The sequence below is a fragment of the Tenacibaculum soleae genome (assembly GCF_001693415.1).
In the GTDB taxonomy this organism is placed as follows: Bacteria; Bacteroidota; Bacteroidia; order Flavobacteriales; family Flavobacteriaceae; genus Polaribacter; species Polaribacter soleae.
This window is the reverse complement of record NZ_MAKX01000024.1, coordinates 84089-103465: the sequence shown is the minus strand read 5'-3', so window position 1 is coordinate 103465 and position 19377 is coordinate 84089. Positions and strand designations below refer to the sequence as shown.

Sequence of the window (19377 nt, the reverse complement as noted above, 5' to 3'; positions counted from 1 at the left end):
TAAAATATCAACCAAACTATCTATTTAATTAGGTGGTTTGGTTTTTGTATAAATTATAAAACTATATAAATGAATAAAACTCTTTTTTATTCTCTAACAATTCTTTTATTTTTTTCTTGTAATAAAAAAGAAACGTATACCTTAATACCTAGTTACGAAACAAATGAAGAACTGTCTGCCGGAAAATTAACAACTACAATACTTGGGGTAAATGCTTTTGATCAACCTGTTCCTGGTTTAAAAGAACTAGACAGGCGTTTGTTTTTTGTTGGAAATTCATTATTCCGTCAAAATTGGGTTAGTTCACCAGCTTCAACTACTGCTAGAGACGGCTTAGGCCCTACTTTTAATGCTAGAGCTTGTAGTGCTTGCCATAACAAAGACGGTAGAGGTAAACCTTTAGATGAAAATCAAAATTTTTCAGCAGGATTTTTAATGAGAATAAGTAATCCTGGTACAGATATACATGGTGGTGTTAATACCGTCGCTGGCTATGGAGATCAAATACAAGAACATAGTAATTTAGGCGTGCCAAATGAAGCAAAAGTGTCTGTAAGTTTTGAAACCATTAAAGGAGCTTTTGCTGATGGAAATACCTATGAACTAAGAAAACCTATTTACACTATTAGTAATGAACAATTTGGATCATTACAAAATGTATTAACATCGCCAAGAGTGGGGCAACAAGTTATTGGCCTAGGACTTGTTGATGCAATAGCTAATGCTGACATTTTATTAAATGCTGATGAATTTGATAGTAACAATGATGGTATTTCAGGAAAAGCAAATTATGTTTGGGATGTTGTAAAACAACAAACAGTTTTGGGTCGTTTTGGATGGAAAGCAAATCAACCAAACTTAAAACAACAAGTAGCTGGGGCTTTTAGTGGCGATATGGGGCTAACTACTTCTTTATTTCCTAACCAAAATTGCCCATCCCCTCAACAAGATTGTAAAGACGCCCCTAATGGTGGTGCTCCTGAAGTAACAGATGATGCTTTACATGATATAATGATTTACTCCTCATCTCTTTCTGTCCCTATCAGAAGAAACTATAAAAATGATACTGTTTTAAAGGGAAAATCACTCTTTAAAAGTATGAAGTGTAACAGTTGCCATACTGAAACTTTTACAACGTCAAATAATTATCCTGCAAATAAAACACTACAGAATATTACTATAAGACCTTTTAGTGATTTTTTACTACATGATATGGGAGATGCCTTAGCTGACAACAGACCTGATTTTAAAGCAACAGGTAAAGAATGGCGCACACAACCTTTATGGGGTATTGGGTTAATTAATGACGTTAATAATCATACTTTTTTGTTACATGATGGTAGAGCGCGTAATATTGAGGAGGCCATTTTATGGCATGGTGGTGAGGCTAAAAATTCTAAAGAAAAATACATAAACTTAATAAAAGAGGATAGAACTGCTGTTTTAGCCTTTATAAATTCATTATAACATGATAAAAAAAATAGCAATAACAATAACAGCGCTATTACTTATAACTTGTAATAGTAACACAGAAACTATACCCGATTTTGATATTCAAAAACTTCGTGCTGATATTATATCCGATATTGAAACCCCTTATACAAATGGTTTTATTGAAAGTATTTATCTTTTAAATACTTCAATTCAAAACTTCACAAATACACCTAATGAAAACAACCTTTTAACTGCAAAAAATAATTGGAAAGTAGCAGCAAAAAACTATTCTTTAATTGAAGTTTTAAATATTGGTGAAATAAAAACTTCGTACATTCAAACTTCTTTTTATAGCTGGGTAGCCAACAAAAATGGAATTGAAGATTATATTTCGTCTAATAAAGAAATTACAGAAAGTAATATAAATGCTATTTCTACAAATTTAAGAGGTTTAGCTACCATTGAATACTTACTTTTTAAAGATAATATTACTGAAACAATCAATAATTTTTCGAACAGCAGACGCAAACAATATTTAAATACTGTTTCTTTAAACTTAACATCAAAAGCTACTCTATTTAATGTTAAATGGAATACATTTAGAAATACATTTATTGAAAATAATGCTACTGGTATAAATGGCAGCGTAAATCAAATTGTTAATCAAATGTATGCTTTATTAGAAGATATTAAAAGCTATAAAATAGGACAACCTGCTGGTATTGAAAAAACAACTATTGCTGATCCTAATATTTTACAAGCTCAAATGAGTAATAATTCTTTATCCCTTGTAAATAGTAACATAAATGGTATTAAAAACCTTTATTTTGGTAATAACAACGGTATTGATGATTTAGTTAGCGCTATCACCAAAAACCAAACATTAAACACTAAAATAAAAAACCAAATAAAAACAATTGAGAATACAATTTTACAATTTAACACTACACCATTAAAAACAGCTATTAATACAAAAAAAGAATTGGTTAAAACACTTTATGACCAAGTAAAACAATTATTGATATTAATTAAAACAGATGTTGCCAGCACATTATCTGTAACCGTCACTTTTACCGATAATGACGGTGATTAAAAATGATTTAATTAAACAACATATAACATCTTTTAGATAAAAAAGATGTTATATGTTATCAAACAATAATTTCACATAACTACTTTCGGGGCTATTAAAAATTTCAATAGTTTTTCCTTGTTGTAAAACAATACCGTTTTTTAAAACAATTATTTCATCTGACACCTCTAAAGCGTCTTTAATATCATGCGTTACAAAAATAGCTGTTGTAATTGTTTTTTTTAAAATTTTTAAAATATCCTTTCGTAATTGATTTCGCATAACAACATCTAAATTACTAAAAGGCTCGTCTAAAATTAAAAGCGCTGGTTTTGGTGCTAATGCTCTTGCTAAAGCAATACGTTGTTGTTGACCTCCAGATAATTCATGTGGATATCTTTTTTCCATTCCAGATAAACCTACCAATTTTAATACTTCTCCTACTCTTTCTACTTTATTTTCATGTTTAGATAGTCCGTAAGCAATGTTTTTATAAATTGTAAAATGAGGAAACAACGCGTAATCTTGAAACACCATTCCTATATTTCTTTGCTGCGGCTCAATAAACACAGAATTAGATGAAACGATATTACTATTTATTACTATTTTTCCTTCATCTATAGTTTCTAAACCTGCAATTAAGCGTATTAATGTAGTTTTACCACTTCCGCTTTCACCTACAACAGCTAATATATTTCCTTTTTTTAAGGAAAAACCAACATTATTTAACGCTTTTACTTTGCCTGAGTTAAACGTTTTATATAAGTTTTGTATTTCTAATAGTTTTGTACTCATTACTTTTCTTTAGCTATTAATCGATTTAAAAATAATATAGGAATAATTCCTGTTAAAATTATAAATAACGAAGGTAATGATGCTTCTGCTACCAACTCATCACTTGCATATTCATATGCCTTTACAGCCAAGGTATTAATATCATATGGCTTTAAAATTAATGTTAATGGCAATTCCTTCATAACATCTACAAAAACCAGAATAAAAGCACTCAAAATAGCAGGCTTTAATAAAGGAAATTCAATCTTTTTAAATGTAAATAAATTTCCTTTTCCTAATAATTTAGACGCTTCTGATAATGATTTTCCAAATTTTAAAGTACTTGCTTCTATAGGATTATATGCCACTGCCATATAACGCACTATATATGCATATAATAATGCTAAAACAGTTCCGTTAAGTATAAAACCTATTTTGTAATCAAATACCTCTTTAAAAAATACGACTAGCCCTTTATCAATAAAAAGTGTGGGAATTAAAACTCCCACGGCTATTACGGCTCCTGGAATGGCATAACCTAACACTCCTATTTTTGCTATTGGTTTAACTAAATTAAGACGATTCCATTTTGTTAAAAAAATTAATAACAGCGCAAAAATTACCGTTGCAAGTGCTGAAATTACAGCAATTCCTAAACTTTGTAAAGAAGTTGTTATAAAACTTTGTGTAAAAACCTCTTTATAAGTTAAAAAAGCCCAATATAATAATTGTAATAACGGCAATAAAAATCCAAATAAAACAGGAATAAATGCAATGATAAATAATATCATTTTTTTATTCACTTTAGCTTCTTCTCTTTTTATTTTTTGATGATTTTTGGTCGTATTTGCATAACCAATTCTTCTTCTTTGCCATTTTTCTAAACTAATAATTAAAAAAATAATCGCAACCAATATCGCTGATAAATAAATTGCTGTCTCTGGCTCTTCTAAAGAAAACCATGCTCTAAATATACCTGTGGTAAAGGTATTTATTCCATAATATTTTGCTGCCCCATAATCATTTAAAACCTCCATTAAAACCAACGTAAGTCCACCTACAAATGCTGGTCGAGATAACGGTAATATTAATTTAAAAAAGGTTTTTAACTCGCTTGCTCCTAATAATTTTGAGGCTTCAATAATATTATTTGATTGATTAAAAAAAAAAGCTCTTGAGGCAACATACACATATGGATATAGAGAAACACTTAAAACAATAACAAGTCCCAAGTGATTCATTACATCTACCTTAGTGCTGAATAATTTTTCAACCACGCCTCCATAATCAAATATTCCTGCATAAGCGTAGGCGGTAATATAAGATGGTATTGCCAACGGTAAAATTAATAACCATTCTAATTGTTTTCGTAAAGGAATATGATATCTAGAAACAATATAAGCTGATGAAATGCCAAAAAATAAAGTAAGTAAACTAGTACCTAATATTAACCAAAGAGAATTTAATAAATAATTAGGTAGTAAATTGATTACTAAATGATTCCATGTTTCACCTGGCCCGTAAAATAAATTTATAAAAATAGTAATAACAGGAATTGCTATAAACAAAACAATGGTCAATAAAATTATTGACCATTTGTTAGTGTCTCTTTGTATGTTTTGTAATTTATTTATCACTAAAATTCATCTAAATTAATACAACAAAAGTATTGATTATTTCCATTGAGCTATATCAAAAACGATAACAGCTTTTTTATTATTTTCCCCTAATTTAGTTAAAGACAGGGTATCTTCTTTAAAATTACCCCAAGATTTTAATAAATCAGATGAAACAACTTCTTTATTTACTGGATATTCATAATTAGCTTTTGCAAATATTTCTTGCGCTTCTTTACTAGCTAAAAACTCAATAAACTTTATTGCATTTGCTTTGTTTGGAGCATATTTAGCAACCCCTGCTCCACTTACATTAATATGCGTTCCGCGATTTGCTTGATTCGGGAAAAATATTTTTATGCCTTCTCCTGCTTTTACTTCTTCAGGATTTTTAGAATTTAGTAATTTACCAATATAATAGGTATTTACTACTGCTACGTCACCTTCTCCGGCAACTACTGCTTTTATTTGATCTCTATCATTACCCTTTGGTGAACGTGCCATATTTGCAACCATTCCTTTAGCCCATTTCGTTGCATTTTCCTCCCCTACATTTGCTATAATTGAAGCTAATAGTGACTGGTTATAAATATTTGATGATGATCGGATTAATACTCTATTTTTCCATTCATCATTTGTTAAAGCTTCATACGTAGATAATTCTTCTGATTTTACTTTTTCGGGATTGTAAACAATTACACGAGCTCTTTTTGTTAAGGCAAACCAATTATTATCTACATCTTTTAAGTGAGTCGGAATTGTTTTATTCAAAAACTCCGATTCTGCCGATTGTAATAATCCTTTATTTTTTGCTCTTACTAAACGACCTGCATCTACAGTGATTAAAACATCTGCTGGAGATAATTCTCCCTCAACAGTCATTTTTTGCATCAACTCATCAGCTTTAGCGTTCACTACATTTACTTTTATGCCTGTCTCTTTTTCAAATTTTGCAAATAATTCTTGATCTGCTTTATAGTGACGATGCGTATATATGTTTACTTCTTCTTGTTTTTTTTCTTCCTTTTTTTGCTCGTTTTTACATGATGTAAAAATTACTGATAAAACTAAAATGGTGATTATTTTTTTCATTTCTGATTATTTAATTTAATATTATATGTGTTATAAATAACTTTAAAGTTTAAACTGTAATGTTACATAATAACTCCTTGGTGAAGACGGAATAATTCCTGGACCAGGATATCCTGTTGCTCTTCGTGTAAAATAACTTTCGTTTAGTAAATTATTAACTCCTGTTTCTAATTTCCAGTTTTTATATGCATAAGAAAAAGAAGCATCTAAAATAGAATAAGCTGGTATTGTTCCTACCGACCCAAAACTTGGTGTTCCTTCTAAATTACTTTGATTTGCATGAGTGGCATCGGTTTGTTGTTCTGATAAGTGTGTAAATTGTAAACTACTCAAAAAGTTTTTATATCCAAATTTAATTCCTGTTTTTAAATTAATTTTTGGAATAAACTCCACTTGATTACCTACTACTGAGTTTTCTAATGAATTAGTGTATTCTGACTCGGTTAACGCAATATTAGTGAAGTAATTTAACGAAAAATCTTTTGATGAAAATTTAAACAAATTAGATAAACTAACATCTACGAAACTTTCTAATCCGTAAATAAAAGCATCTCCTATATTGGTCCTTAACCTATCACCTGCATCTGGTCCGCTAGTTACCCAAAACACCCCAATACGATTGTTATAAAACAACGCAAAACTACTAATATCATAAGATAAAACATTATTTACCTTACCTCTTACTCCAATATCTGCAGTTCCTCCTTTTTCATCATCAATATTTTCATCAACTTTAAATGTTGGACTTACTGTACGAATATCATTAAAAGTAACTGACCTGTAATTTTGAGACGCATTTGCATAAAGCTCTAATGACTTATTAGGCTTATAACTTGCCCCGATACCTAATAACGCAAAGCTTCTTTCTTTTGTTCTATCATCTCTACCATTAATTATTCCGTTTGGTAATGGGTTACCAGATTGTAAATCGCCATTTTCCCATAAAATATTTTTATAGTTTCCATTACTTTCTGTTTTTATATATTCTAAACGGAAACCTGGTGTAATTGAAAATTTTTCTGAAAATTTAAAGATATGCTCTCCAAACAAGGCTACATTTGTATTTGGAAAAGTAAAGTTAGATGCTAAATATTCTTCTTCATTTGTAAAATTAAAGTTAGCATCTATCTCTTTTGTACCTGGACCTTGTTTTTCAGAATTATTGGCGCTGTAATATTTTAATCCAACTAAATAAGTGTTTTTATTATCTTTAAAAGCATATTTTGATAAAAATCGAACTTCAGCTCCCCAGTTTTTATAATTTCCTACTACTAAATCTCTTGTTGCATAATTACCATCAGCAAGTATTTCATCAACATAAGTTATCGAGTTTACAGATCTTGATTTATAGTTACCTCTAAAACCAACAGCTTTTCTAGAGGCATCTAAACCAAATACATTTACACTTAATTTAGTATCTTCTGTAAAATTATGATCTAATTTAACTGCCCATAAATTCCAATTTACACGAAACCAATTTCTTGTGCGGTTACTTTGTAAAGGATCTTCATTAAACATCTTATCTGTAAGTCCCCCAGCTTGTTTTGCCAAATAATTTAAATACGTTGCCTCAACTGTTAATGTAGTATTTTCTGATAATTTATGATCTACATGACCGTAAATATTTACAGAATTAAACTCAGAATTTGGTCTAAATCCATCACCTTGTTTGTAATTTATGTAGCCGTAATAACCTGTATTATCAACCGTTCCGCTTACACTATTAAAAGTGTTAAACAATCCATAAGATCCTGTAGATTGCCTTGTAATTAATTCGAATTCTTTGTTTTTATTTGGTTCGTTAAATTTAAAATTTAACAAGCCTCCAAACTGGGTTCCGTATTGTAAAGAAGCAGCTCCTCTAACAACTTGAATTTCTTTTAACGCTTCGGCAGGTGGTGTATAATAACTTTCGGGATATCCTAAAACGTCAGCACTAATATCATAACCGTTTTGACGTGTGTTAAAATTTGTTGTTCTGTTTGGGTCTAAACCTCTACCCCCAATATTTAATTGTAAACCAGCATCATCATTTTCATAAATATTTAACCCAACGACTTGGCTATATATTTGACGGGCATTATTGGCTGCCTTATTACTTACCGTTTCGCTTAATAAAACTACTTCTGTTTTTTTACCTGCATAAATGGCTGTTCCTTCAACTTCTTTTAATCGTTTTATTGCAAAAATTTTTCTTTTTCTTTGGTTTATAACTACTTCTGAAAGTTGTTCGTTTAAACTTGATAAAGTAATATTTAGCTCTAAATTTTCATCTTTTAAGGTGATATTCTTTTCTAATATTTCATAATTATGAGAAAAAAATACTATCTTATAGTTTCCCTTTTTTTGTTTCTCTGTAATAAAGGTTCCGTCATTTTTACTTTTTGTTAAAAGCCCGCCTTTGGCATTAAAAATTTCTACATTGTTAATAGGCTTCCCTTTTTGGTTTGTAATTTTTCCAGAAATTGTGTGTTGCGCAATTATTGTTTGAATTGATAAAATTGCTATAAAAATTATATTATAATCCTTTAATTTTAACTTCATGATTAAATGGTGTAATCCAGTTTTTGTGTTTAAAACTTTCTTTTTCTTTGTATAAATTTACTTTTGGGTCTATAAATTGTGTACTTAACCTTCCGTTAAGTGTAACATAACTATCTACATATACTTGTGGGTTTCTTATACCTCTTTTTTTATAAGTATCTCCTAAAAAATGAGCAAATTCTAAAATAAAATCAGGTTGAAAGCTCATTTGTTTTTCTTGTTGTAAAGTTAAAAAATCAGTATTTGTTACATAGAAGTGTTTTTTAGTTTTTGGGTCAACTATTTTAAATTCTGCAAATCCTGCTTTTTCAATTAACATCACTCTCCATGAAAATCGATAGCCTTCTTCTGTCCAAAATAATTCTCCTGGATATAATAAATACCTGAAAGGAATTATAATTTGTAAGACAAAAAATACTATTAAAATATTTCTTGATAGTTGAAGTTTTTGATTGCTCACTAATGTTTTTCCTTGGTCGAAATAAATTTTAGAAATTTTAAATATTGATGCGATTACATTCAATATTTTATGATGCACTTTTGGATTGAAAAATATAATTGTAGATACAATCATTATATATGGAAACATTCCTATTGGAAATAATATTCTTGTAAAAATATGAAAAACAACTACGGCTATAAATGCTAAAAATCGTGTTCTTTTATAAAATAATAAAAACGGAATTGCTAAATCGTAAATTGCTCCTGACCAACTCATAGCAAAATGAAACCATGTTTTTGGCATTAAAAAACCAACCAGAGGTAAATCGTATTGTACAGGCAGCCATATATTTAAAGGTGTTGCTTTAAATAACCAATCGGAATTTAATTTTGCTAAACCAGCATAAAAATATACAATAGCTAACATCAGTTTTATACTATCAATAGTCCAACTTGGTATTTTTTGATTTGCTATTTTTTCATGTTGCTTTGCATCAACAGAAAAATAAGCGTTTGCTGGTAAAAAAAGTAAGATAAATGCTATTAAACTTACAAAGTAATAATGGTTTAAGTAATAACTTTTATCCATTAACTCTATATATGTAAAGCTTAAAAAAAAGGTTATTACTGCTAGCCTATACTTATAACCTAGCATTATAAAAAAAGCTGCAATACCGCATATTAAAAAGATGATGTATGTATAATTACCTAGTGGTTTTATACATTCAAAACCATAAAATGAAAAAGAATATTTTGGTTTTATGTAGAGTTCTTCAATCCATCCCTTTAACCAAAACCTGATAATACTACATAACATCATAAAACCAAAAAAAATACGAAATACTGCAAGTGGAGCAGCTTCCGTATTTTTTTTAAAATATTTTTGAAATGTTTTAATCATTATCTGAATCAGTAGAGGTATTTGTAACACTCATAGCACTAAACATATCTGGTTTAAAGCTTTTTAATAATGCTTGCATTGCATCGTAGGTTTCTAAAAACTTTACTTTATCAGTTGTTATTTGACTTGTAAAATCGTTTTCTAATAAACTTGCTTTTTCATCGATTGTAGTAAATTTCGTATTTATTAAATCGGCCAAGTCTTTTCTATTTAAAAACTCTAAATACTGTTGTAGACTTTTACCTGTTCCTCCGTTATAACTAACTCCTTTAAAAAAGTTTTTAGTTGCTAATAAGGCTGTTGTAAATAATTTTTTTGAAATATCTTTTTTATAATAACCTTCTACTAATGTTACATCGGCAGTACCCGTTCTTGCTCCTGATGCGTTTGCTATTTTAGCGTCTCTTAATTGTTTTTCGTAAAAAGGAATTACATAAAAATTTACCATTTTATCTACACTACTAGATATAGCATAACCATCATTATCAATAAAAGATTGTGTGTACCCCCCATTCCAATCGTCTAATACTTGTTTTGTTAAACTAGCAAGTCTTTCAGTAACGTCTTTTAAGTATTCTTTATATTTATTAGCATTTGTTGCTGTTGTGTAAAATGTTATTGTTTCAGTATCATTTCCTTGACCATTTAATAAATAATCAATTGCTGGAAAACCTTGTACTGCTGATAAATTTGGTGATTCTAAATTATAATTTCCAGATTCGGCATATGATTTAATTAAAGGTACATTTGTTGGAACTGTATTCATACTACCAACCATGTTTAATTCTTGTGCTTTACCTACTTGAAACATCGCAACTTTTTGCCAAGTAACATAAGCTTTTTCCCATGCGTTTCTTACTTCTGCTAGGTTTGGGGCTGTTACATCGTTTGTAAATTTTATTACTGCGTTGTTTAACAGAATAGTTTCACTCTTAAAATCTGTATATCCTGGTACTATTATTTGATTTGCCCAAAATGTTAACATTTCTTTTCTGTTAAAACTATCTGGATTAGATGTTCCTGGATCATCATTACTTGAACTACAAGCAACCAGTATACTTAACACACATATATATATAATTCTTTTCATTTTTTGAAAATTAATTTTTTATTAATCTAAATAAAGCTGCAAAAATAAAAAAAAATAGCTATGTATTAATGCATAGCTATTTTTTTTATTAATATTATAAATTAAAATTTGTTTTAGTCTTTTAAACTTACTGCATCTGCTACATCAAATTTAAAGTAACCAGCTAAGGCTCCAGCAATTGCATCTAAATCTTCATCAGAAACGGTCCATAAACCTGCTTCTAAAGTTGCAATAGAACCAGCAATTTGGTTTGCTTCTACTTGATTTCCATTAATTTCTACATAGCGTAATGATAAAACAAATCCGTATGCTTCTGATAAAGCATGTAATGTGTTAGCATCTTTAACTCCTTTACCTTTTAATAAATAATGAGTTGCCATTACACCTATCACTTTAGATATAGATTTTCTAATAATTTCTGCTTGATTATTAACAATATCATATTGTTTAGCATCAATCGCAGCTCTACCTAATTTAAAAGCTTTGTAAATATCATCAAAAATTCCTTTAAATTTTGTGTCGTTATCTACACTTTTTAAATATGAATTTAAAAACCCTTTTCTATCATCAATTGAATTTACCGGAGTAGCAGTAACATCTTCTAATCCAAATAAGTATCCGTAAGCTTCATCCCAACCATGTTGTAAAGCTGTGTAATTTTTAGTTGCATCACCCTTATATGGTGCTCCTGCTTCATGATCAGCTTTGTTGTCTTCAATAAATTTTTGAGATATGTATTTATTTAACATTTGATCAACCATAACAGCTCCTATTAATGTTTTTGCCATTACTTGGTTGTATTCAAAACCTTTAGCATCAACATAAGCTGTTCTTGTACCTGTAACAACTTTACCTTTTTGACCGTTTGAAGCATCAGTATCCCAATCACCATAAATAGCTGTATGATTTGCAATCCAACCATCCATTTTGGTTCTTAAAGCATCAACTTCAACTGCATTTGTGTTAGAGTTAGGTGCAGAAGATACAGTTCCTCTTAATTTTTTTCCTGAAGCATCTAAACCTTCTCCAGCAAAACCTGTTCCGTCTTTAAACATTTTAATTAACTCAGCTTCTGTTTTAGTGTTTGACCCTAATGCTGATTTTAATTCGCCTGCCATTTTTAATCTAGCAACTTGTCCTGAAAAACTAACATTACTATTACCATCTTTTCCTACAAAGGCATAAGTAGCTGGAGCTATAACATCTACTACAGGATCTTCATTACTTGAACAAGAAGTTACCATTAAACTTGCAACAGCTAACATTGAAAGAATTACTCTTTTCATTATATTTTATTTAGATTTAATTTTAATAAACTTATGCAAATTTATAGAACTATTCTAAATAAGCAAATTTTATTTAGATTTATTTTAATTAAAAATAAGGTTATATTGTTTTTAAATAAGAGATGACAGCTTTTCGAATATCAAAACTGATTTCATTTTTTTTAGGTATGTAAATAGAATCTACACTTTCACTATTTTTTGATAACATCGGTATATCTAATCCTTTTAATAAATAATCAGAAAAAGCAACTTTGTATATTTTGTTTTCTAAAATCAATTTGTTTGACACTCTCCAATTTCCGTTCTTTTTATCAACATTATAACGCTGTAAATAAGCACCTGTACCAACTGATTTTTCACTATATTCTAGTACTTGTTTTAAAAGGCTTCCTTTTATATCAACTTTTAGTATTGCACCACCATAGGGTAAAACTCTAAAAACATCAACAACATTAATGTTTCCTTCTAATTTATCATCAATACGAACTGAACCTCCATTTACTAGTGCACAATCAACTTTATCATTATAAGCATAACTCATTGCTTTTGTAATAATATCTCCCATATTGGTTTGAATACTTCTAATTGATGCCTCAGTAGCATCCAATGGTTTTGGTGCTTTATAAATTACCTCATATGGGTTTTTAACAATTTCGTTAATTTTATTCTTTAAAATAAGCTGCCATTTATCAACAATATTACCAACTGTTTTATTTGGTGCTATTTGATCATTTATTTCTTTTAATTCTGATTTTAATTGTACTTCTTTTGTCTTAAGATCATACTCAAAACGATGAATATAAGCTGTTTTTGCATTAGCATCAGCTTTCGCTATATGTACATTACCAACCGTATCATAACTATTAACATGCTCGTGACCTCCCATAATTAATGGAACATTTGGTAATAATTCAGCTACTTTTTTATCCTGACTTAACCCTAAGTGTGTTAATCCTATTACTATATCTACATTATTTTTAATCTCATTATATGATCGTTTAATTTCATCATATATATCACCATAAAAAACATAGCTTTTTGGGTTTGATGGTATACAAGCACTTATAAAACCTACTTTTAGCTTGGTTCCATCAGAATTTATAAATTCTTTAATATAGGAATCTTTTAAATATTCGTTTTCTCCATTTACTAATTTATAAAAAGGTTCATACTTACCATCTTTATGATGCAATACATTTGCTGAAATCCAATCAAATTTACTTTCGTTAAGTCTTTTTTGTAAACTCGTATAACTTAAATCAAATTCATGATTACCTATAGCTACCAAATCAAAGTTCATGGCATTCATAACTTCAACCATTTGTTTACCTCTAACTCTTTCACCATTAACTTTCATGGTACCTATTAAGGATGGATTTAAAAAATCGCCCGCTAAAACAAGCATTGTATTTTTATTTTCCTTTAATAAATTTTCGTGTACTGTTGCTACCCTTGCCATTCCGCCATACTTACCACCTTGAATAGGAGCAATTTCATAAACATCATTTAATTGAAGTATATTAAAATATGTTTTTCCTGCTACTTTTTTAAAGTGATGATCAGGTATTGAGTTTGCTTTATTTTTTTGATAAGTACAACCACCTATAAAAATAGTTACTATAAGCAGGCAAAGAGTATTAATTGATTTCATTACATTTTTTTTAATGCAACAAATTTACATATTCTAATGAAGATATTTACGAGTATTTAATCGTATCATTTTTCGATAAGCTACTAATTCTGGAAACTGATAAAAAAAGTTTATCTTTTTTTGGGCAATCGTTCTTGGATTTCTAACTTTAGACCGTAATACAAAGGCTGTCCAGCTTTCTACAATATCTTCTTCAGGGCTTATAGCTGCATAATCAGTTAAAAATTCTGATGAATTATCTTGATATAAATCGTATAATTTTTCTACACAATTAGCTTCTGTATAACAAAAATCTTTTTGTATAACGTCCCAATTATCTAATAAAGCACCTTTCCAAAAAATATTTACAAATTTATTTATATAGCTATTTTTGTATGCTTCACCTTCTAAAGTTAAATACAATTCTCCTTCCTCTTGTTTACTTTTTGAGGTAGGTCTTATTTGTGTTTTATTTAATGTTAATAAGTGCCCAAACTCATGAGTCATTGTATAAACAGACTCGTATAATCTTTTTTTATTTCTCGACTTTAAATTAACGTCTTTTATATCAATTTCTAGTTGCCATTTATCATTTCTAGAATTTAAAGAGACTAACGCACCTACTTTTTCGTCAGGTCCATCAGTCATTAAAATAATTCGTTTAACATATTTACTCGTTAACTCTTTAGGGAAAATCCTATAAAACTCTTTCCAATAATCATTGGCTAAGTCATTTTTATTAGACCCATTTTTAATTAATACTCCATTTCTAATTTGCCATACCCCTATTCTTTCATCAATTGCAGATTGATAAATCGTAGAAAAAAAGAAAAAAAGTACAATTAATTTAAATTTCATATTTTATTAAAAAACTTCGAGTGCTTTGTTGTATGCACTTTCAAAACTCATTGGTTTTATATTTGTTATTACTTTATTTGCTGTAAAATACGACAATAATTTTTCTGTAGGCATATTACCTGTTAACTCATCTTTTGCCATTGGACAACCTCCATAACCTTTAATAGCACCATCAAAACGACGGCATCCTGCTTTAAAAGCACTATCTACTTTTTCATGCCATTTTGCTGGCGTAGTATGTAAATGTGCACCAAACTCTATTTGCGGATAGCTAGGTATCAAATTTGAATATAAATAGTGTATATCTTCAGGAGTTGATGTACCAACTGTATCTGATAAAGATAGTATTTTAACTCCTAATTTTGATAATTTTTCTGTCCATTCTCCAACTATTTCAACGCTCCAAGGATCTCCATACGGGTTTCCAAACCCCATTGATAAATATGCTACCACTTCTTTATTTACTCTATTTGCTATTGCTAATACTTCTTTTAAAGTGTCAATAGATTGCTCTATTGTTTTATGTGTGTTACGCATTTGAAAATTTTCTGATATCGAAAAAGGATACCCTAAATAATCTATTTCTTCAAACTGCGAAGCATCATTTGCCCCTCTTACATTGGCTACAATTGCTAATAATTTACTACTAGTTGTAGTTAAATCTAATTTAGATAAAACTGCCGCTGTATCTCGCATTTGAGGAATTGCTTTTGGCGACACAAAACTTCCAAAATCTATTGTATCAAAGCCTACTTTTAAAAGCGAATTTATATATTTTGCTTTAGCCTCTGTAGGAATAAAATGACTTTTAATTCCTTGCATTGCATCCCTTGGGCACTCAATAATTTTTATACTGTCAATCATTATGCCAAATATACGTATTTTCATTCATTTTACTTCTCTTGTCTATTTTTGATACTTTTACTACTAACCCTAAAATATACTCAACTGAAAAAGAATCAATTAAAAGCAATTCAACTATTTTTATTAAATATATTCTTATTTTTATCTAAAAAAACTGTCACAATTTAAAAGTCAATTTGTCTTTAGTATAGAATGATTTCTTTGGAATCTAAAACGACACATATCAACCAACTAATCGAACGCTGTAAAAAAAACGATAGCACTGCACAAATGCAGGTGTATAATAATTACTATAAAGCAATGTACAATACTGCTTATCGTATTTTAAAAGACGAGTTTGAGGCCGAAGATTTAATTCAAGAAGCTTTTTTAACCGCTTTTACTAAACTAAATACCTTTAAAGGTGAAGTTGCCTTTGGAGCTTGGTTAAAAAGAATCGTAATAAACAAAAGCCTTACACAACTTAAAAAAAACAACCGATATGAAGAAGTAAAAATGGATATTATACCAGATTATGAAATTGATGAAAATGTAATTGATTACACTACTTTAAATGTAAAACAAGTACTAAAAAGCTTATCAAGCTTAAAAGATAATTACCGAATAGTGTTAACTTTAAATTTAATAGAAGGTTATGATTATGAAGAAATATCTCAAATATTAAATTATACAAACGAAAATGTTCGTACAACAATATCAAGAGCAAAAAAGAAATTAAAACAACTTTTGCTTACTGACATTAATCAATCACAAGTATATGGATGATAAATTAAAACAATTTTTTAATGACAATGATTTTGATATTCTCGAACCACATTCAGATCATTCAAAACGTTTTCACAAAAAATTAAAAACACCTCAAAAACAACAAAAACTAAAAATATTTTGGATAAGTATTGCTGCCTCAATTACATTAATAATTGGTTTTTACCTTGGTAATTATCAACAAAAAACAATGTATGATTTAGCTGATGTTTCTCCAAAAATGGCAGAAGCTCAAAGTTTTTTTGTAACAACAATAAATCAGGAATTAAAAGAGGTTGAACAATATAGAAATATTCAAACTGAGGCAATGATTGAAGATGCTTTAGAAAATATAGAAGAATTAGAAGATCATTATAAATTATTAATTGACGAACTAACAAAACAAGAAAACAAACGTTTAGTTATTCAAAAAATAATTAACAATTACCAACAACGACTAACTGTGCTAAACAGTTTATTATTACAGTTAGAACAAAATAAATCAATAACCTTAAAGTTTTTAAATGATGAAATTATATAAATTATTATTCCTTTTTATCTTATTACCCACCATTATGATGGCTACCGATAAAAAGAAACACGAAAAAAGTAAAACTATTAACAAAAGCTTTAATGTTACTAAAAATGCAACCTTATATATCAATAATAAGTACGGAAATGTAAATGTAACCACATGGGATCAGAACCGTATTGAAATTGATGTTAAAATTATAGTAAAAGGAAATGATTTAAAAACAGTTACTAAAAAATTAAATGCAATTAATGTTCTTTTTGAGGCTTCAAGCAACTTGGTTGAAGCACGTACTAAAATAGAAAGTATAAAATCTAATTGGTCATTTTGGAGTAATAGTAATATTAATTACAAAATCAACTATTTTATAAAAATGCCAATAACCAACAATGCCGATTTAAACAATCAATATGGTACAATCGAATTAGATAAACTTAAAGGTAAAGCTAATTTAAATTGTGATTATGGAAATATTTTTGTTGATGCTTTATTAAACAACACCAACACTATAGAGTTAGACTATTGTGGTAGCTCTGAAATTAATTTTATAAAAGCAGGAACTATAAATATTGATTACTCTAAAATTAAAATCGAAAAATCTGAAACATTAAATATAAATGCCGATTATACTACAGTAAAAATAGGCAATACCAACTACTTAAGGTTTAATAGCGATTATGGTAGTGTCAATGTAAACAATGGAGGTACTATTATTGGTAATTCAGATTACGCTGCTATAAAAATAGGAACCTTAAGTAAAAACTTAAAAATTAATACTGATTACGGAAGTGTTAAAGTAGCCAACATTTTAAAAGGTTTTGAAGACATTACAATCGACGGAAGTTATACAGGTATAAAACTAGGCACTCATAGTAATAATAATTTTAACCTTATTGTCGATTTAGGCTACGCCGGATTTAATTATCCTGAAAACAAAATAAAGTTCTTTAAAAGTATTAAAAAGAATACCAAAAAATATTATGAAGGATCTTTTGGAAAAACAAACAACAACTCAACTATAAATATAAAATCTAAATATGGTAGTGTTTCTTTAAAGGTTAATGATTAACGGTATCTTTCTTCAATAATTGAATAACAGATTAAATAACGAGCTGTATAGTATGTTAACGTATACCCTATTACGTAGTAAAAATTATAGTCTAAATATTTATTATACACCATTAAGAAATCAACAGCACTAATCATGAAAATACCTAATAGAAAAAATAAATTTTTTTGATCATTTTTTTGCAAAAAATTAAGGTATGCAACACTTATTAACGTAATATTAAAAAAACATATAACAAAAAGAGTACCCAGCATATCCTTTAAATAAGGTAAATATATATATAATAGTGTTCCAAAAATTAAAATACCTGGTATCATATAAGTTAACAAAGACACTATTTTAATTTTTGATAATGTTTTTCTTAAAATTATAAAATATAAAAATCGCTCTATAAGTACCAAAATTACTCCTTCTGTAAGAAAATCAGGATCAAAAACAAAAAAAGAATCTGAACCTATGATACACATTAATATTAAAATATACCAATAATTTATTTCTTTTGATACACTTATATATAAAAAAGCCAAAAAAACTAATGACAATATTTTAACAACCATTTCTTCCAGTGAAGTTCCTGCATCAATAAAAAAAAATGACACAAAACATGCTAAAAAATAAATAGTTGTGTATATCTTAAATTTTAACCCCATAATAAGTAAATATAAATCATTCAAATAAATAAATAAAATGAAAAAACTTTTTTTTACAGTAGTAGTAGCCTTATTAACTTTTAATAGTCAAGCTCAAAACTGGTCAAATTCTAAAAAAATTAAAGGCAATGGAAACGTTATTACCAAAACTAGATCTATCAACAATTTTGACAAAGTAAACATCGGTGGTTCATTTGATGTCAATTTAGTAGCTGGTACTGAAGGTAAAATAACTATTAACGGAGAAGAAAACTTATTACCTTATCTTGAAACAACAGTTAAAAAGGGAAAACTAAAAGTACAATTTAAAGAAAATGCTAATATTAAAACAACCAAACGTTTAACAGTTACTATTCCTTTTAAAAGTATTGATGCGGTTTCATTAGGTGGCTCAGGAAAAGTAACTGTTCATAAACAACTAAACTCTAATGATATTTCTTTTAATATTGGTGGTTCAGGAAATATTAGTGCTAGTGTTAATTCAAACACAGTAAAAACATCTATTGGTGGCTCAGGAAGTATTAATTTAAAAGGTAAATCTGAAAATTTAAAATGCTCTATCGCAGGTTCTGGTAGTGTAAAAGCTTATAATTTAAATGTTAAAACTGTAAAAGCAAGTATTGCTGGATCAGGAAATGTGCAAACTACTGTTACTGAAAAAATAAAAGCAAGTATAGTAGGCTCTGGAAGCGTTTATTATAAAGGAAACCCGAGTAACATCGATAATAAATCAGTAGGATCTGGTGATGTAGTTGATAAAAATTAGTTTTACTAATAATA

The 19377-nt window shown here is 28.6% G+C and carries 17 protein-coding genes; 6 read left to right on the top strand and 11 right to left on the bottom strand.

Features of this window, described 5'->3' with window-relative positions; translation table 11 throughout:
* Positions 1-69: 69 nt before the first annotated feature.
* Both BA195_RS11550 and BA195_RS11545 read left to right on the top strand, forming a co-directional pair.
* The gene (locus tag BA195_RS11550) at positions 70-1467 is read left to right on the top strand and encodes a di-heme oxidoreductase family protein (RefSeq protein ID WP_068705631.1); all 1398 of its coding nucleotides are present in this window, start codon (positions 70-72) and stop codon (positions 1465-1467) included.
* A 1-nt stretch (position 1468) separates the two neighbouring features.
* Positions 1469-2527 (top strand): imelysin family protein, encoded by a 1059-nt coding sequence (locus BA195_RS11545; RefSeq protein ID WP_068705629.1) that lies wholly within the window; start codon positions 1469-1471, stop codon positions 2525-2527.
* A 48-nt stretch (positions 2528-2575) separates the two neighbouring features.
* Here BA195_RS11545 and BA195_RS11540 read toward each other — a convergent pair whose 3' ends face one another.
* The 10 genes from BA195_RS11540 to BA195_RS11495 all read right to left on the bottom strand — a co-directional run bounded on the left by BA195_RS11540 (position 2576) and on the right by BA195_RS11495 (position 15602).
* Positions 2576-3301, bottom strand: coding sequence for an ABC transporter ATP-binding protein (locus tag BA195_RS11540; protein ID WP_068705627.1), 726 nt, complete (start codon positions 3299-3301; stop codon positions 2576-2578).
* Positions 3301-4917, bottom strand: coding sequence for an ABC transporter permease (locus tag BA195_RS11535; RefSeq protein WP_245662350.1), 1617 nt, complete (start codon positions 4915-4917; stop codon positions 3301-3303). Before BA195_RS11535 ends, BA195_RS11540 begins: the two co-directional genes overlap by 1 nt.
* A 36-nt stretch (positions 4918-4953) precedes the next feature.
* On the bottom strand, positions 4954-5988 hold the full coding sequence (locus BA195_RS11530) for a Fe(3+) ABC transporter substrate-binding protein (protein ID WP_068705623.1): 1035 nt from the start codon (positions 5986-5988) through the stop codon (positions 4954-4956).
* A 42-nt stretch (positions 5989-6030) separates the two neighbouring features.
* Positions 6031-8532, bottom strand: a complete 2502-nt coding sequence (locus BA195_RS11525) for a TonB-dependent receptor domain-containing protein (RefSeq protein WP_068705621.1) — start codon at positions 8530-8532, stop codon at positions 6031-6033.
* Entirely contained in the window at positions 8507-9874 is a 1368-nt protein-coding gene (locus BA195_RS11520) for an HTTM domain-containing protein (protein WP_068705619.1), read from the bottom strand. The genes BA195_RS11525 and BA195_RS11520 overlap by 26 nt, the downstream gene beginning before the upstream one ends.
* Positions 9867-10964, bottom strand: a complete 1098-nt coding sequence (locus BA195_RS11515) for an imelysin family protein (protein WP_068705617.1) — start codon at positions 10962-10964, stop codon at positions 9867-9869. The genes BA195_RS11520 and BA195_RS11515 overlap by 8 nt, the downstream gene beginning before the upstream one ends.
* A gap of 113 nt (positions 10965-11077) precedes the next feature.
* Positions 11078-12250, bottom strand: coding sequence for a DUF4856 domain-containing protein (locus tag BA195_RS11510; protein ID WP_068705615.1), 1173 nt, complete (start codon positions 12248-12250; stop codon positions 11078-11080).
* Between the two features lie 100 nt (positions 12251-12350).
* Complete coding sequence (locus BA195_RS11505) at positions 12351-13901, bottom strand: bifunctional metallophosphatase/5'-nucleotidase (protein WP_068705613.1); 1551 nt, start codon at positions 13899-13901, stop codon at positions 12351-12353.
* 33 nt (positions 13902-13934) lie between these two features.
* Complete coding sequence (locus BA195_RS11500) at positions 13935-14738, bottom strand: hypothetical protein (protein ID WP_068705611.1); 804 nt, start codon at positions 14736-14738, stop codon at positions 13935-13937.
* A 6-nt stretch (positions 14739-14744) separates the two neighbouring features.
* A complete protein-coding gene (locus BA195_RS11495; RefSeq protein ID WP_068705609.1) occupies positions 14745-15602 on the bottom strand; it encodes a hydroxymethylglutaryl-CoA lyase in 858 nt (285 codons plus the stop codon).
* Between the two features lie 201 nt (positions 15603-15803).
* Here BA195_RS11495 and BA195_RS11490 point away from each other — a divergent pair, with 201 nt between their 5' ends.
* Genes BA195_RS11490 through BA195_RS11480 form a run of 3 tightly spaced genes read left to right on the top strand, consistent with a single transcriptional unit; the run spans position 15804 to position 17947 of the window.
* A complete protein-coding gene (locus BA195_RS11490; RefSeq protein ID WP_245662349.1) occupies positions 15804-16367 on the top strand; it encodes an RNA polymerase sigma factor in 564 nt (187 codons plus the stop codon).
* Positions 16360-16887, top strand: a complete 528-nt coding sequence (locus BA195_RS11485) for a hypothetical protein (protein ID WP_068705605.1) — start codon at positions 16360-16362, stop codon at positions 16885-16887. The genes BA195_RS11490 and BA195_RS11485 overlap by 8 nt, the downstream gene beginning before the upstream one ends.
* Entirely contained in the window at positions 16871-17947 is a 1077-nt protein-coding gene (locus tag BA195_RS11480; protein ID WP_141677708.1) for a hypothetical protein, read from the top strand. The genes BA195_RS11485 and BA195_RS11480 overlap by 17 nt, the downstream gene beginning before the upstream one ends.
* On the opposite strand, the gene BA195_RS11475 is transcribed toward BA195_RS11480, so the two are convergent.
* A complete protein-coding gene (locus BA195_RS11475; protein ID WP_068705601.1) occupies positions 17944-18597 on the bottom strand; it encodes a lysoplasmalogenase in 654 nt (217 codons plus the stop codon). The genes BA195_RS11480 and BA195_RS11475 overlap by 4 nt on opposite strands.
* A gap of 37 nt (positions 18598-18634) precedes the next feature.
* Here BA195_RS11475 and BA195_RS11470 point away from each other — a divergent pair, with 37 nt between their 5' ends.
* Complete coding sequence (locus BA195_RS11470) at positions 18635-19363, top strand: head GIN domain-containing protein (protein WP_068705599.1); 729 nt, start codon at positions 18635-18637, stop codon at positions 19361-19363.
* Positions 19364-19377 lie beyond the last annotated feature (14 nt).

Bases quoted from the DNA above. Each gene is read 5' to 3' on its own strand.
- BA195_RS11545 (WP_068705629.1), top strand. From the start codon at position 1,469: ATGATAAAAAAAATAGCAATAACAATAACAGCGCTATTACTTATAACT.
- BA195_RS11500 (WP_068705611.1), bottom strand. From the start codon at position 14,738: ATGAAATTTAAATTAATTGTACTTTTTTTCTTTTTTTCTACGATTTAT.
- BA195_RS11480 (WP_141677708.1), top strand. From the start codon at position 16,871: ATGATGAAATTATATAAATTATTATTCCTTTTTATCTTATTACCCACC.
- BA195_RS11510 (WP_068705615.1), bottom strand. From the start codon at position 12,250: ATGAAAAGAGTAATTCTTTCAATGTTAGCTGTTGCAAGTTTAATGGTA.
- BA195_RS11550 (WP_068705631.1), top strand. From the start codon at position 70: ATGAATAAAACTCTTTTTTATTCTCTAACAATTCTTTTATTTTTTTCT.
- BA195_RS11470 (WP_068705599.1), top strand. From the start codon at position 18,635: ATGAAAAAACTTTTTTTTACAGTAGTAGTAGCCTTATTAACTTTTAAT.
- BA195_RS11540 (WP_068705627.1), bottom strand. From the start codon at position 3,301: ATGAGTACAAAACTATTAGAAATACAAAACTTATATAAAACGTTTAAC.
- BA195_RS11525 (WP_068705621.1), bottom strand. From the start codon at position 8,532: ATGAAGTTAAAATTAAAGGATTATAATATAATTTTTATAGCAATTTTA.
- BA195_RS11520 (WP_068705619.1), bottom strand. From the start codon at position 9,874: ATGATTAAAACATTTCAAAAATATTTTAAAAAAAATACGGAAGCTGCT.
- BA195_RS11505 (WP_068705613.1), bottom strand. From the start codon at position 13,901: ATGAAATCAATTAATACTCTTTGCCTGCTTATAGTAACTATTTTTATA.
- BA195_RS11485 (WP_068705605.1), top strand. From the start codon at position 16,360: ATGGATGATAAATTAAAACAATTTTTTAATGACAATGATTTTGATATT.
- BA195_RS11475 (WP_068705601.1), bottom strand. From the start codon at position 18,597: ATGGGGTTAAAATTTAAGATATACACAACTATTTATTTTTTAGCATGT.
- BA195_RS11515 (WP_068705617.1), bottom strand. From the start codon at position 10,964: ATGAAAAGAATTATATATATATGTGTGTTAAGTATACTGGTTGCTTGT.
- BA195_RS11495 (WP_068705609.1), bottom strand. From the start codon at position 15,602: ATGATTGACAGTATAAAAATTATTGAGTGCCCAAGGGATGCAATGCAA.
- BA195_RS11530 (WP_068705623.1), bottom strand. From the start codon at position 5,988: ATGAAAAAAATAATCACCATTTTAGTTTTATCAGTAATTTTTACATCA.